The sequence below is a fragment of the Stenotrophomonas sp. ZAC14D2_NAIMI4_7 genome (assembly GCF_003086675.1).
GTDB lineage: Bacteria > Pseudomonadota > Gammaproteobacteria > Xanthomonadales > Xanthomonadaceae > Stenotrophomonas.
This window is the reverse complement of sequence record NZ_CP025995.1, coordinates 1,664,633-1,678,301: the sequence shown is the minus strand read 5'-3', so window position 1 is coordinate 1,678,301 and position 13,669 is coordinate 1,664,633. Positions and strand designations below refer to the sequence as shown.

Here is a 13,669-nt window from a genome sequence, read left to right as displayed (position 1 = left end):
ACAACGCCGTGAAGACCAGTGCGGCCCCGGCGAGCCGAAAGGGTCGAGGCATGCATGCGACAGACAGCTGCACGCAGAGAAACGCGCACAACGAAAAACGCCCGCAGATCGAAAATCTGCGGGCGCTTTCTTGTATCTGGCGGAGCGAGAGGGATTCGAACCCTCGATAGAGCTTTTGACCCTATACTCCCTTAGCAGGGGAGCCCCTTCAGCCACTCGGGCATCGCTCCGGGGTTTTTACCGCGTCTGGTGCGTTGCACCTCAGCGGGGCGTGAATCATAACGTTAATCACGCGCGAAGGTAAAGCTTTATTCCGCAGAATTTTCGTTGCCGGTGCTGCCGGCTTCGTCACCGCGCTGGATGCGCTGGTAGATCTCTTCGCGATGCACGGCAACGTCCTTCGGCGCGGTGATGCCGATGCGCACCTGGTTGCCCTTGACGCCCAGCACAGTGACGCTGACCGAGTCACCGATCATCAGGGTTTCGCCAACGCGGCGAGTGAGGATCAACATTTTTGAAAGTCTCCATGGAACCGTGTGGAAGGGTATCCCCCACCGGCTTGACGCTCCGTCAAGAAGCGTCCCCACGACAAAGGGAAAAGATTCCGCAATGGTACCGTCAGCCGTCCCGCTCCTACAAGGAGGGGGACGGCCGGGCATTCATCACAGGCGGGGGCTGACCCATTCGACGACCGCAGACAGCGCGGTAGCAAGGGCGGGCCCGTCCTCGCCACCACCCTGGGCGAGGTCCGGGCGTCCGCCGCCCTTGCCCCCGATCTGACCGGCGATGTGGGACAACAGTTCCCCGGCCTTGACCTTGCCCATTGCACTACCGTTCACACCGGCAACCAGGGCGGCCTTGCCGTCCTGGGCGCCGGCCAGCACGATCACCGCGTCGCCCAGCTGCTGCTTCAGGCGGTCGATGGCATCACGCAGGGCCTTGGCATCGAAGCCTTCCAGGCGGGCGGCCAGGACCTTCACCCCGGCCACTTCCACGGCCTGGCTGGACAGGTCGGCGGTAGCGCCGGCGGCAACCTTGGCCTTCACTGCCTCCAGTTCGCGTTCCAGCTGCTTCTGGCGCTGGCCCAGCGCGCGGATCTTCTCGACCACGTCGGCAGCGCTGCCGCCGAGCAGTTCGGCCGCCTCGGCCAGGCGGGCCTCTTCGGCATCCACGTAGTCCAGCGCGCCCTGCCCGGTCACGGCCTCGATGCGGCGCACGCCGGCCGAGACACCACCTTCAGAGGTGATCTTGAACAGACCGATGTCGCCGGTGCGGCCGACGTGGGTACCGCCACACAGTTCGGTGGAGTAGTCGCCCATCTTCAGCACGCGCACGTTCTCGCCGTACTTCTCGCCGAACAGGGCCATGGCGCCGAAATCCAGCGCTTCCTGCATGCCCATGTTGTGCACTTCGGCGGCGTTGTTGGCACGCACCTGCTGGTTGACCTTGCGCTCGATGATCGCCAGTTCCTCGGCCGAAATCGGCTGGAAATGCGAGAAGTCGAAGCGCAGGCGGTCCGGTGCCACCAGCGAGCCCTTCTGCTGCACGTGGGTGCCCAGCACTTCGCGCAGGGCGGCGTGCAGCAGGTGGGTGGCCGAGTGGTTGAGGATGGTGGCGCCACGGCGCTCGCCATCGACCTGGCCAGCCAGCACGTCGCCCACCTTCAGGCCGCCTTCGGCCAGGGTACCGACGTGGCCATGGAACTGGCCGGCGAACTTCTGCGTATCGGTCACGTCCAAGCGCACGCCGGCGCCGCTCAGCACGCCGGTATCGCCCACCTGGCCGCCGGATTCAGCATAGAACGGGGTCTGGTCGGTGATCACGATGACGGCATCGCCGGCATCGGCGGCAGCCACTGGGCGGCCGTCCTTGAGCACGGCCAGCACGGTCAGGCCATCGGCCTGCAGGCGGTCGTAGCCCAGGAACGCGGTCGGGGTGAGCGTGGCCACCAGCTCGGCCGGCAGGGTCACGCCGCCGCCGAACTTGCCGGCCGCGCGCGCCGTCTCGCGCTGCTGTTCCATGGCCGCGTCGAAACCGGCGATGTCCACGGTCAGTTCGCGTTCGCGGGCAATGTCCTGGGTCAGGTCCAGCGGGAAGCCATAGGTGTCGTACAGGCGGAATGCGTCCACGCCCGGAATAACGCCATTGCCGGCCTTGGCGGCCACGTCCTCGAAGATCTTCATGCCGGCGTCGAGGGTTTCGGCGAAACGCTCCTCTTCGGCCTGCAGGGCGCGGGTGACGGTGTCCACCGCCGCCGGCAGTTCCGGGTAGGCCTCGCCCATCTGCTCGACCAGGGTCGGCACCAGCTTGCTGAAGAACGGCTGGCGCACGCCCAGCATCCAGCCGTGGCGCAGGGCGCGACGGATGATGCGGCGCAGGACATAGCCGCGTCCTTCGTTGGACGGCAGCACGCCATCGACGATCAGGAACGAGCAGGCGCGGATGTGATCGGCGATCACGCGCAGCGACTTGTTTTCCAGATCGGCCGTGCCGGTCAGCTCGCTGGCCTTGCGGATCAGCGCCTGGAACAGGTCGATCTCGTAGTTGGTGTGCACGTGCTGCAGGATCGCGGCCAGGCGCTCCAAGCCCATGCCGGTGTCCACGCACGGCGCCGGCAGCGGCACCAGGGTGCCGTCGGGCTGGCGGTCGAACTGCATGAAGACCAGGTTCCAGATCTCGATGAAGCGGTCGCCGTCTTCATCCGGCGAACCCGGGGGGCCACCGGCAATATGGTCGCCGTGGTCATAGAAGATCTCGGTGCACGGGCCGCAGGGGCCGGTGTCGGCCATCTGCCAGAAGTTGTCCGAGGCGAACGGGGCGCCCTTGTTGTCGCCGATGCGCACGATGCGCTCTTCCGGAATGCCGACCATGTCGCGCCACAGCGCATAGGCTTCGTCGTCGGTCTGGTAGACGGTGACCAGCAGGCGATCGGCCGGCAGCTTCCAGACCTGGGTCAGCAGTTCCCAGGCCCAGGCAATGGCGTCCTTCTTGAAGTAGTCACCGAAGGACCAGTTGCCCAGCATTTCAAAGAAGGTGTGGTGGCGCGCGGTGTAACCCACCTGGTCCAGGTCGTTGTGCTTGCCGCCGGCGCGCAGGCAGCGCTGCACGTCGGCCGCGCGCACGTAGCTGCGCTTTTCCGCGCCAAGGAACACGTCCTTGAACTGCACCATGCCGGAATTGGTGAACAGCAGGGTCGGATCGTTGCCCGGCACCAGCGGCGCGGACGGCACGATGGTATGGCCTTTGCCCTTGAAGAATTCAAGGAAATCGCTGCGGATCTGGGAAGTCGTGAATTTGGCGGATGCGTTCATTGGGGGCTGGCAGTCTGCGGGCCGGCGACCCTGCACCGCCGGCCGCACTGGCCGGGGTCGCGACGGACCGCCGAAAACCTAAAGGGTAGCAGGCCCGGCGCCGCCAGTCTCAGTCATCCGGGTCGAAGCGGGTGGCGCGGCGGATGGTGTCGCCGTCGAAGCCCCGCCGGGCCAGCAGATCGGCGGCCTTGCGGCGCTGGGCCAGGTCCTGCGGACCGTCCTCGCCGAAGCGGCGGCGGACCAGATCGCGGGCGTTTTCCTGCCAATCGCCCTCGTAGCTGTCCATGGCGGCGCTGATGGCCGCACTGTCCAGGCCATGGGTCCCCAGTTCGGCGCGCACGTGGATCGGGCCATAACCGGTGTTGGCACGCATGCGCACCAGATTCTCGGCAAAGCGGGTGTCGTCCTGCCAGCCTGCCTCGGTCAGCTTGGCCACGGCGGCCTGCGCTGCCTCATCCTCGATCCCGCGGGCGGTCAGCTTGCGGGTCAATTCCTTGCGCGAATGCTCACGCCGCACCAGCAGGCCCAGGGCGCGCTGCACCGGCGTCTGCTCGCGGGGCCGGCGCTTGCGGCCGGTGGGGACGTCGTCAGCGTCGGACATCGGTTACTCCAAGGGTGGCGCCGTCCCTGGCACCCAGCCCATCCGTGGGCGATTCGAACCTGCGGGACAGGGCAACGTCACTGACGGCGCCGCCCTGCCCCACAGCAAGACTTACTCGTCGTCGCCGTCGTCGTCGCCTTCTTCGCGCGCCGCTTCGGCCGGCTGGAACTTCTCGCGCAGTTCGGCTTCCAGCTTGGCAGCCACGGACGGGTTGTCGCGCAGATAGCCGCGCGCGTTGTCCTTGCCCTGGCCGATACGCTCTTCGCCGTAGCTGTACCAGGCGCCTGCCTTCTCGACCAGCTTGGCGTCCACGCCCATGTCGATCAGTTCGCCCTCGCGGCTGATGCCCTCGCCGTACAGGATTTCAGTGATGACCTGCTTGAACGGCGGTGCCAGCTTGTTCTTGACGACCTTGATCTTGGTCTGGTTGCCGATGATCTCGTCGCCCTTCTTGATCGCACCGATGCGGCGGATATCCAGGCGGACCGAGGCGTAGAACTTCAGCGCATTGCCGCCGGTGGTGGTTTCCGGGCTCTGGCCCGGCATCATCACGCCGATCTTCATGCGCAGCTGGTTGATGAAGATGACCAGCGTGTTGGAACGCTTGATGTTGCCGGTCAGCTTGCGCAGGGCCTGGCTCATCAGGCGGGCCTGCAGGCCCGGCAGCTGATCACCCATTTCGCCTTCGATTTCGGCCTTCGGGGTCAGCGCGGCCACCGAGTCGATCACCAGGATGTCCACCGAACCCGAACGCACCAGCATGTCGGCGATTTCCAGCGCCTGCTCACCGGTATCGGGCTGCGACAGCAGCAGGTCGTCCACGTTCACGCCCAGCTTGCCGGCGTAGATCGGGTCCAGCGCATGCTCGGCATCGATGAAGGCAGCGGTGCCGCCCATCTTCTGGCATTCGGCAATGGCCTGCAGGGTCAGGGTGGTCTTGCCCGACGATTCCGGACCATAGATTTCAACGACACGGCCCTTCGGCAGACCGCCGATGCCCAGTGCGATGTCGAGCATCAGCGAACCGGTCGGGATGGCTTCGACGGGCTCGACCACGCGGTCGCCCATGCGCATCACCGAGCCCTTGCCGAACTGCTTCTCGATCTGGCCCAGAGCAGCAGCCAAGGCGCGCTTCTTGTTCTCGTCCATCGTATTGGTCCTTGCAGAGGTCATGTCGTTGGGGGTGCTGTCTTTGGGGGTCTTCTTTGCCATGGGCTCACTTTAAGTCGGACGTATCGCACAGGCTGAGATTCTGCCCGGCGCTCTGAAAAGAATTATCGGACATCCGTACCAACCTCAGTGGAACCAGAGAATCGCCACAAAAGACCGCGGGGAATTGCGCCGTGGAACGGGTCAACGGTTGGGCCGCAGCAGGCCGCAGTACAGGCCCTCGATGGCGAAGTCCTGGTCGGGCAGGACCTCGATCGGCTTGTAGTCGGGGTTGCGCGGCAGCAGACGGATGCGGTCCTTGGCGATCTTCAGCAGCTTGACGGTGATCTCGTCGTCGATGCGGGCCACCACGATCTGCCCGGAATGGGCGTCGCGGGTACGGTGCACACCGATCAGGTCCCCGTCGAAGATGCCTTCGTCGATCATCGAATCGCCCTGCACCTTCAGCAGATAGTCCGGCGCGGGCGAGAAGAACACCCGGTCCAGCACCACGAAGTCGTCCGAGCCGATGTCGGCGCCGATCGGCAGACCGGCCGCGACCCGACCCAGCACCGGCAGCCGCAGCACGCTGTCGGGCAGCCCCGGTTCGGCCAGTTTCTGCAGCGGCGGCGCCTGTACCAGACGGATGCCACGGGCCTGGCCCGGAATGCGACGAATCGCCCCGGCCTGCTCCAGCGCTTCCAGATGGTACTGGGCCGCGCGGACGCCCTTGAAGCCGAAGGCGCGTGCGATTTCAGTCTGCGACGGCGGTGCGCCATCGCTCTCGATACGCTCGGCGATCAACTGCAGGATCGCCTGCTGGGTGTCGGTCAGGTCCATGGTTAGTAGTATTACTACTAATATCGGCCGCCGCAAGTGCCGGGTGCGACACGGCGGCGGGGCATGGACCAGCAGGCAACGGCAAGGGCAGCCGACTGACAGTCGGCTCTACCGGATCGGCCCTACCGGAATCGCGCAGGTTACGTGTGCTTGCCGCTGCGCCAGATCGAGAACAGGATCCACACCCCGCAGAACCCGGCGCCGACGAAGCCGCACACCCCCAGCGCCAGCAGCCAGCGACTGGAGATGCCGCCCACGCTGTGCATCACGATGGACGAGCCGATGATCAGCGCGGCGGTGACGATGCCCATCACCAGCCGGTTGGCGGCCCGGTTCACCTGGTCGCCGAAGCCTTGCAGGGCGCTGGTCTCCACCTTCAACTGCAGGCGGCCGCGGCGCGCCGCCTGCACCAGCTTGCGCAGGTCGCGCGGCAGTTCGCCGGCCAGATCGATCATGCCCTGCAGCGAGCGCCGGCCCCGCTTGATCAGCGCTCGCGGTGCATAGCGCTGCAGCACCACGCGCTCAAGGAACGGCCGCGCGGCGCTGGCCATGTCGAAATCCGGGTCCAGCTGCCGGCCCATGCCCTCCAGGGTCAGGAAGGCCTTGATCATCAGCGCCAGGTCGGCCGGCAGGGTCAGGCTGTAGCTGCGCAGCAGCTGGGTGATGTCACCCAGCATCAGGCCGATGCGCAGGTCCTTCAGCGGCACCCCGCGGTACTGGTCGACGAACTGGCTGATGTCGTGCTGCAGCCGGTTTTCATCCACCTCCACGCCACCGGCCCAGTCCAGCAGCACGTCGGCCACGCCTTGCGGGTCCTGTTCCACCAGCCCGTGCAGCAGCTGCGCGACCTGGAATCGGCGCACTTCGGACAAAGCGCCGACCATGCCGAAGTCGATCACCCCGATACGGCCATCGCGCAGGTAGATGATGTTGCCCGGGTGCGGATCGGCATGGAAGCTGCCGTCCTCGAGCACCATCTTCAGGACGATGTCGGCACCGCGCCGCGCCAGCGTACGCCGGTCCAGGCCGGCGGCATCCACGGCCGCCAGATCACGGCCGGGAATGCCGTCCACGAAGTCCTGCACGTTCAGGCTTTCGCAGGTCCACTGCCAGTGCACCGCGGGTACCAGGATGTCGTCGCGCCCTTCGAAATTGCGGGCGATGCGCTCGGCGTTGCGGCATTCGGCGGCGAAATCCAGTTCGCGGCGCAGCGATACGGTGAACTGCTGCACCACTTCGGCCGGCCGGTAGCGGCGCAGGTCGGGCAGCCGTGCTTCCACGATCTCGGCCAGGCGCGCCAGCAACCGCAGGTCGGCTTCGACCACGTCACGGATGCCGGGCCGGCGCACTTTCAACACCACCTCGCTGCCGTCATGCAGGCGCGCCCGGTGTGCCTGGGCCAGCGAGGCGGCCGCCATCGGCGTTTCATCCAGGAAGGCGAACACCTGCGCCGGCGGCGCCCCCAGGTCGGCTTCCAGTTGTTCGCGGATGGCCGCGTATGGCAGCGCGGGCACGGCGTTCTGCAGTTCGGACAGCTCGGCGATCCAGTCCGGCGGCAGCAGGTCCACGCGCGTGGCCAGCACCTGGCCAAGCTTCACGAAGGTCGGCCCCAGATCCTGCAGGGCGCTGCGCACGCGCACCGGCGCGGTCATGCGCAGCATCTGCTGGCCTTCCTCGTTCCAGTGCAGCAGGCGGCCGGCGCGCTCCAGCACGCTGGCCAGGCCGATGCGGCGCACCACATCACCGAATCCATAGCGGATCAGGACGGCCGCGATTTCCTGCAGCCGGCCCAGGTCACGGACTGTGCCCAGTGTTTCCCACATCGCTGACGCCTCCGGTCATGTACCGGGCCAGCATGTCACAGCTGGGCGTCGATGCCGCGCAATGCTGCCGCAACGGTCTGCCGGCGGATGGCGTCGCGGTCGCCATCGAACTGGAACAATTCCGCATGCGCATAGCCGCCGCGGCGCTTCCAGCCGATCCAGACACTGCCCACCGGCTTGTCCGCGCTGCCACCGCCCGGGCCGGCAATGCCGGTGACCGCAACGGCAATGCCGGCCCCGGAATTGACCAGCGCGCCGGACACCATTTCCAGCACCGTTTCGCGGCTGACCGCACCGGACTGCTCCAGCGTCTGCGCGCGCACCCCCAGCAGCCGCTGCTTGGCCTCGTAGCTGTAGACCACCATGCCGCAGTCGAAGAACGCCGACGAACCGGCGATATCGGTCATGCATTTGGCGATCCAGCCGCCACTGCAGCTTTCGGCGGTGACCAGTTGCAGCGCGGCGTGCTGCAGGCGCTGCCCAAGCGCGGCGGCCTGGGCATTCAGATCGGCATCGGTGGGAATGGACATCGGCAGGGTTCGCGGAAACGACGGCACGTTGTACCGCAGATCCGCGCCGCTGTCCCGCCGCATCAGTGGTCGTGGTGCAGGTAACGGGCCTGGGCCGGCAGGCGCAGGCTGACCAGGAAAGCCACCACCATCATCACCGTGACATACCAGAAGAACAGCTGCTCATGGCCCAGCTGCTTCAGCCCCAGCGCGGCGTACTCGGCACTGCCACCGAACACGGCGTTGCCGATGGCGTAGGCCAGGCCCACGCCCAGTGCGCGCACCTGCGGCGGGAACATTTCAGCTTTCACGATGCCCGAGATCGAGGTGTAGAAACTGACGATGGCCAACGCCAGCACGATCAGCCCGAAGGCCGCCCACGGGCTGGTGACGTGCTGCAGGGTGATCAGGATCGGCACGGTGGTGAGCGCACCGAGCGCACCGAACAGCATCATGCTGGTGCGACGGCCGATGCGGTCGGAGAGCATGCCGAACAGCGGCTGCATGCACATGTACAGGAACAATGCCCCGGTCATCACGTAACTGGCGGTCTTGATCGGCAGGTGCACCGTGTTCACCAGGAACTTCTGCATGTAGGTGGTGAAGGTGTAGAAGATCAGCGAGCCGCCGGCGGTATAGCCGAGCACGGTCAAGAAGGCCGCTTTGTGGTCGCGGAACAGCGCGCCCAGCGTGCCGGCGTCCTTGTCATCGCGGCTCGATTCGCTCTGGGTCTCGTGCAGGGTACGCCGCAGCAGCAGCGCCACCACGGCGGCGACGGCACCCAGCACGAACGGAATGCGCCAGCCCCAGGCGCGGATCTCGGCCTCGCTCAGCACCGATTCCATGATGACGATCACCAGCACGGCCAGCAGCTGGCCGCCGATCAGGGTGACGTACTGGAACGAAGAGAAGAATCCGCGCTGGCCGCGCAGCGCGACTTCGCTCATGTAGGTGGCCGTGGTGCCGTACTCGCCGCCCACCGACAGGCCCTGGATCAGCCGCGCCACCAGCAGCAGCACCGGCGCCAGCGCACCGATGGTCGCGTAGGTCGGCAGGCAGGCCACCATCAGCGAACCGCCGCACATCATGCTGACCGAGATCAGCAGCGACTTCTTGCGCCCCAGGCGGTCAGCAATGCGGCCGAACAGCCAGCCGCCGATCGGCCGCATCAGGAAACCGGCCGCGAACACGCCGGCGGTGTTGAGCAGCTGCACGGTGGGATTGGAGGCGGGGAAGAAGGCGCCCGCGAAGTAGATCGCACAGAACGCGTAGACGTAGAAGTCGAACCATTCCACCAGGTTGCCGGACGAGGCCGACATGATGGCGAAGACGCGATGGCGCTTCTCCGCAGCGGTGTACTGGGGCAGATCGACGGCCGGGGCCTGCGACATGGGGAACTCCGAAGGGGGCCGTGGGGGCCGACCTTCGGATCATCCTCCCGCCGTGTGCAAGACGGTGTGCAGCATCAGGCGGCTGGCGTGCGGTAATCGGCCGGTTGTGCGACGGGGTCGGATTCCGTTGCAACGCAACGGGCTACGACCCCGGCCGCCGACATCACCACTCCGGCAGTTTTTCCGGCAGCAATGCGCGGATCAGCGCGCCATCGGCGCTCGCCGCCAGTTTCTCGGCCTCGGCGATCGGCAGGTCGACCTGCAGCAGCCAGCCGTCTTCATCGGCCTGCTCGCTGCGGATCACTTCCAGCTGGTGCAGGCGTGCGCGCAGGCGCCCCGCACTGGGTGGCAGGCGCAGCTCGCCGGTCACGTGCTGCAGGCCCAGGCGGCGGCCCAGCACGGTCTGCAGCAGCTCCAGGCCCTGGCCGTCACGCGCCGAGATCCAGACCCGCTCGCGACGTGCCTCGTCGGGCACGCCGTCCTGGCCGTCGTGGCGCACCTGCGCGCCGTCAATGCGGTCGATCTTGTTGAACACCAGCAACTGCGGAAGGTCACCTGCACCCACCGCGGCCAGCACCTCGTCCACCTGGGCGATGCGCTCTTCGCGGTGCGGGTCGGCGGCATCGACGATATGCAGCAGGAAATCCGCCTCGCGCGCCTCGGACAGGGTGGAGCGGAACGCCGCCACCAGGTCATGCGGCAGGTCGCGCACGAAGCCCACGGTGTCGGCCAGCACCACGTTGCCACCGGGCACCGCAATGCGTCGCACGGTCGGATCCAGGGTGGCGAACAGCTGGTCGGCCGCGTACGCCTCGGCACCGGTCAGCGCGTTGAACAGCGTGGACTTGCCGGCGTTGGTGTAGCCCACCAGGGCCACGCGCGGCAGTTCGCTGCGCACGCGCGCACGGCGCATCTGGGTGCGCTGCACTTCCACCTTTTCCAGCCGCTTCTGCAGCTGTTCCACCCGCTTCTGCAGCAGGCGGCGGTCGGTTTCCAGCTGGGTTTCACCCGGGCCACGCAGGCCGATCGAACCGCCGCGCTGGCGCTCCAGGTGGGTCCAGCCGCGCACCAGCCGCGTGGCGATATGCCGCAGCTGGGCCAGCTCGACCTGCAGCTTGCCTTCGTGGCTGTGCGCACGCTGGGCGAAGATGTCCAGGATCAGACCGGTACGGTCGATCACCCGGCGCTCCAGGAAGCGCTCCAGGTTGCGTTCCTGGCCGGGGCTGAGTGCGTGGTTGACCAGGATCAGGTCGGCGCCGGTAGCCTCCACCGCCGCCTTGATCTCATCCAGCTTGCCGCTGCCGATCAGGGTGGACGGATTGGGGCGATCCAGGCGCGCGGTGATGGTGGCAGCGATGCTGGCCCCGGCCGAGCGGGCCAGATCGCCGAATTCTTCCAGCACATCCTCTTCCAGCTTGCCGAAGTGGGGCTGGATCAGCAGGGCGTGTTCGCCCCGTTTCGAGCGGTCAAACATTCACCGCTCCGTTGTTACTCGTCTGCTTCATCACCCGCCTGACCATTTTCACCCGACTGCACGTAGCCGCCACCCGGGCCGACCTTGACGTTGCGTGCCGGCACCACCGTGGAGATGGCGTGCTTGTAGACCATCTGGCTGACGGTGTTGCGCAGCAGGACAACGAACTGATCGAACGATTCGATCGTGCCCTGCAGCTTGATACCGTTGACCAGGTACACCGAAACCGGCACGCGTTCGCGCCGCAGTGCGTTCAGGAAAGGATCCTGCAGCGATTGCCCCTTGGACATTGCATACTCCTGATTATTGTTCTTATTGGATTGCCGGCGCTGGCTGCGGCCCCCGAGCCGCACGCCGGCCCATGATGGTACACGGCCAGCGGCCGTTCAGCGTGCGACGAAGGTCGCGACTGCGTCGGCCAGCCGCTGTTGGTCGATATGGGGGTCGAACCAGCGGGCATCAAGCTCGCCGCGCAGCCAGGTCAGCTGGCGCTTGGCCAGCTGGCGGGTGGCGAAGATGCCCTTGTCACGGAACCCGGCGGCAGTGCCCTGCCCGTCCAGGAATTCCCAGGCCTGGCGGTAGCCGACCGCCCGGACCGCCGGCAGGTCCAGCGGCGCGGCCACGGCGGCCATCTGCGGCAGGGCGCGCAGGGCACGCACCTCGTCCAGGAACCCCTTCGCCAGCATGGTATCGAACCGCGCTTCGATGCGCTGGTGCAGCACTGACCGCTCGCGCGGCGCCAGGATCAGCTTCAGGGTCCGCACCGGCAGCGGCGCGACACCGCGCTGGCGCTGCAGTTCGGTGATCGGCGTGCCGGTCAGCCGGTACACCTCCAGCGCCCGCTGGATGCGCTGCGGGTCGGTGGCATGGATGCGCGCCGCCGCGGCCGGATCGACCGCCGCCAGCTCGTTGTGCAGGGCAGCCCAGCCACGCTCGGCCGCCTCTGCCGCCAGCGCTTCGCGCATGCCGGGATCGGCTTCCGGCATCGGCGAAAGGCCTTCCAGCAACGCCCGGAAGTACAGGCCGGTGCCGCCGGCCAGGATCGGCATGCGGCCACGGGCCACGATGTCTGCCACCACGCGGCCTGCGTCGGCGGCGAACTCGGCGGCCGAATAGGTCTGCCAGGGATCACGCAGGTCCAGCAGATGGTGCGCCGCCTGCGCGCGTTCGGCGGCGTCCGGCTTGGCCGAGCCGATATCCAGGCCGCGGTAGACCAGCGCCGAATCGACGCTGACGATCTCGCCATTCAACTGCTTGGCCAGGGCGATCGCGGTAGCGGTCTTGCCGCTGGCGGTCGGCCCCATCACGGCGATCGCCAGCGGTCGCCGGTCGGCGGCCATCAGTCTTCGTCCGGCCAGCGGATCGCCGCGGAGGCGGCCACGCGCGGGGCGGGCACGGCCTCGACCGCCTGCCAGATCTTCAATGCATCGACCGTTGCGGCCACGTCGTGCACGCGCACGATGCGCGCGCCGCGCTGCACCGCGATCAGGTGCGCGGCCACCGACGCTGCGACGCGATCGGACGGCACCTGCCGCCCGGTCAGCTCGCCCAGGCTGCGCTTGCGCGACAGGCCGGCCAGCATCGGCACGCCCAGTTCCAGGAAGCGCTCGGAACGGGCAAGCAGGGTCATGTTGTGCGCGGTGGTCTTGCCGAAGCCGAAGCCGAGGTCGATGACCAGATGCTTCTTGGCGATGCCGGCCATTTCAGCGGCAAACAGGCGCTGCACCAGGAAGCCGTGCACCTCGGCCACCACGTCGTCGTAGTGCGGTTCGGCCTGCATGTTGCCGGGTTCGCCCTGCATGTGCATCAGCACCACCGGCACGCCCGCGGCGGCGGCGGCTTCCAGCGCGCCCTCCTGGCGAAGCCCGTAGATGTCGTTGATCATGCCCGCGCCAGCGGCCACGGCCGCGCGCATCACTTCCGGCTTGAAGGTATCGATGCTGATCGGCACCTGGGTGCGGGCCGCGAGCTGTTCGATGACCGGCACGACGCGCTGCAGCTCTTCGTCGATCGACACCGGGGCGGCGCCCGGGCGGGTCGATTCACCGCCAATATCGAGCAGGTCGGCGCCCTGCTCCACCAGCTTCAGGCCATGGGCGACCGCCGCGTCGGTGCTGTCATGTGCGCCGCCGTCGGAGAACGAATCGGGGGTCACGTTGACGATGCCCATGACCTGGGCGCGATCCAGGCGCAGGATGCGGCCGGCGCAGTCGAGCTGGGGCGAGATATCGAACATGGGCGATCCTGCAGGTAACGGCGTCTAGTTTAGTTCGGCAGGACTGCGCCCTGCACCCTTGTAGAGTCGAGCCGTGCTCGACTGAAGCAACGTCAAAAGCGGGCATTCCGTGGGATGGCGGGGCGGTGTGGGTGGGCAGGACACGCCGCAAGTACGTCCATGTAGCAACTGTGTTGTGGGATGGGATTTTGGCCGTCTGGCAGACAGACACGGCAAAGCCGGCTGCCGGCCGGCAGCCGCTGCCGTGCGCCCTGGGCGTGCCTCAAGCGGGGATCGGTCCGCTTGAGGCGTCGCGCACGCGGGCGTTGAGAATGACCAGCATCTTCCGCATCACG

12 protein-coding genes and 1 tRNA gene are annotated in these 13,669 nt (G+C 67.2%); all 13 read right to left on the bottom strand.

The features are described from left to right. Nucleotides 1-137: 137 nt before the first annotated feature. Nucleotides 138-230, bottom strand: a tRNA-Ser gene (locus tag C1922_RS07855). Nucleotides 231-308: 78 nt separating this feature from the next. Beyond that, a complete protein-coding gene (gene csrA / locus C1922_RS07850; RefSeq protein ID WP_108749250.1) occupies nucleotides 309-512 on the bottom strand; it encodes a carbon storage regulator CsrA in 204 nt (67 codons plus the stop codon). Between the two features lie 150 nt (nucleotides 513-662). Continuing rightward, entirely contained in the window at nucleotides 663-3,311 is a 2,649-nt protein-coding gene (alaS, locus tag C1922_RS07845; protein WP_108749249.1) for an alanine--tRNA ligase, read from the bottom strand. 109 nt (nucleotides 3,312-3,420) lie between these two features. Further along, nucleotides 3,421-3,912: a recombination regulator RecX gene (recX, locus tag C1922_RS07840; RefSeq protein ID WP_108749248.1), complete on the bottom strand. Its 492-nt coding sequence runs from the start codon at nucleotides 3,910-3,912 to the stop codon at nucleotides 3,421-3,423. Between the two features lie 111 nt (nucleotides 3,913-4,023). Then, a complete protein-coding gene (gene recA / locus C1922_RS07835) occupies nucleotides 4,024-5,061 on the bottom strand; it encodes a recombinase RecA (protein ID WP_108749247.1) in 1,038 nt (345 codons plus the stop codon). A 204-nt stretch (nucleotides 5,062-5,265) separates the two neighbouring features. Beyond that, nucleotides 5,266-5,901: a transcriptional repressor LexA gene (gene lexA, locus C1922_RS07830; RefSeq protein WP_108749246.1), complete on the bottom strand. Its 636-nt coding sequence runs from the start codon at nucleotides 5,899-5,901 to the stop codon at nucleotides 5,266-5,268. Between the two features lie 140 nt (nucleotides 5,902-6,041). After that, nucleotides 6,042-7,724 (bottom strand): 2-polyprenylphenol 6-hydroxylase, encoded by a 1,683-nt coding sequence (ubiB, locus tag C1922_RS07825; RefSeq protein ID WP_108749245.1) that lies wholly within the window; start codon nucleotides 7,722-7,724, stop codon nucleotides 6,042-6,044. A 35-nt stretch (nucleotides 7,725-7,759) separates the two neighbouring features. Next, complete coding sequence (locus C1922_RS07820) at nucleotides 7,760-8,254, bottom strand: nicotinamide-nucleotide amidohydrolase family protein (protein ID WP_108751521.1); 495 nt, start codon at nucleotides 8,252-8,254, stop codon at nucleotides 7,760-7,762. 62 nt (nucleotides 8,255-8,316) lie between these two features. Further along, a complete protein-coding gene (locus C1922_RS07815; RefSeq protein ID WP_108749244.1) occupies nucleotides 8,317-9,624 on the bottom strand; it encodes an MFS family transporter in 1,308 nt (435 codons plus the stop codon). A gap of 163 nt (nucleotides 9,625-9,787) precedes the next feature. Then, the gene (hflX, locus tag C1922_RS07810) at nucleotides 9,788-11,098 is read right to left on the bottom strand and encodes a ribosome rescue GTPase HflX (protein WP_108749243.1); all 1,311 of its coding nucleotides are present in this window, start codon (nucleotides 11,096-11,098) and stop codon (nucleotides 9,788-9,790) included. A gap of 14 nt (nucleotides 11,099-11,112) precedes the next feature. Next, complete coding sequence (gene hfq, locus C1922_RS07805) at nucleotides 11,113-11,388, bottom strand: RNA chaperone Hfq (protein WP_079221450.1); 276 nt, start codon at nucleotides 11,386-11,388, stop codon at nucleotides 11,113-11,115. Nucleotides 11,389-11,484: 96 nt separating this feature from the next. Further along, the gene (gene miaA, locus C1922_RS07800) at nucleotides 11,485-12,438 is read right to left on the bottom strand and encodes a tRNA (adenosine(37)-N6)-dimethylallyltransferase MiaA (protein ID WP_108749242.1); all 954 of its coding nucleotides are present in this window, start codon (nucleotides 12,436-12,438) and stop codon (nucleotides 11,485-11,487) included. After that, nucleotides 12,438-13,334, bottom strand: a complete 897-nt coding sequence (folP, locus tag C1922_RS07795) for a dihydropteroate synthase (protein ID WP_108749241.1) — start codon at nucleotides 13,332-13,334, stop codon at nucleotides 12,438-12,440. Before folP ends, miaA begins: the two co-directional genes overlap by 1 nt. Between the last annotated feature and the right edge of the window lie 335 nt (nucleotides 13,335-13,669).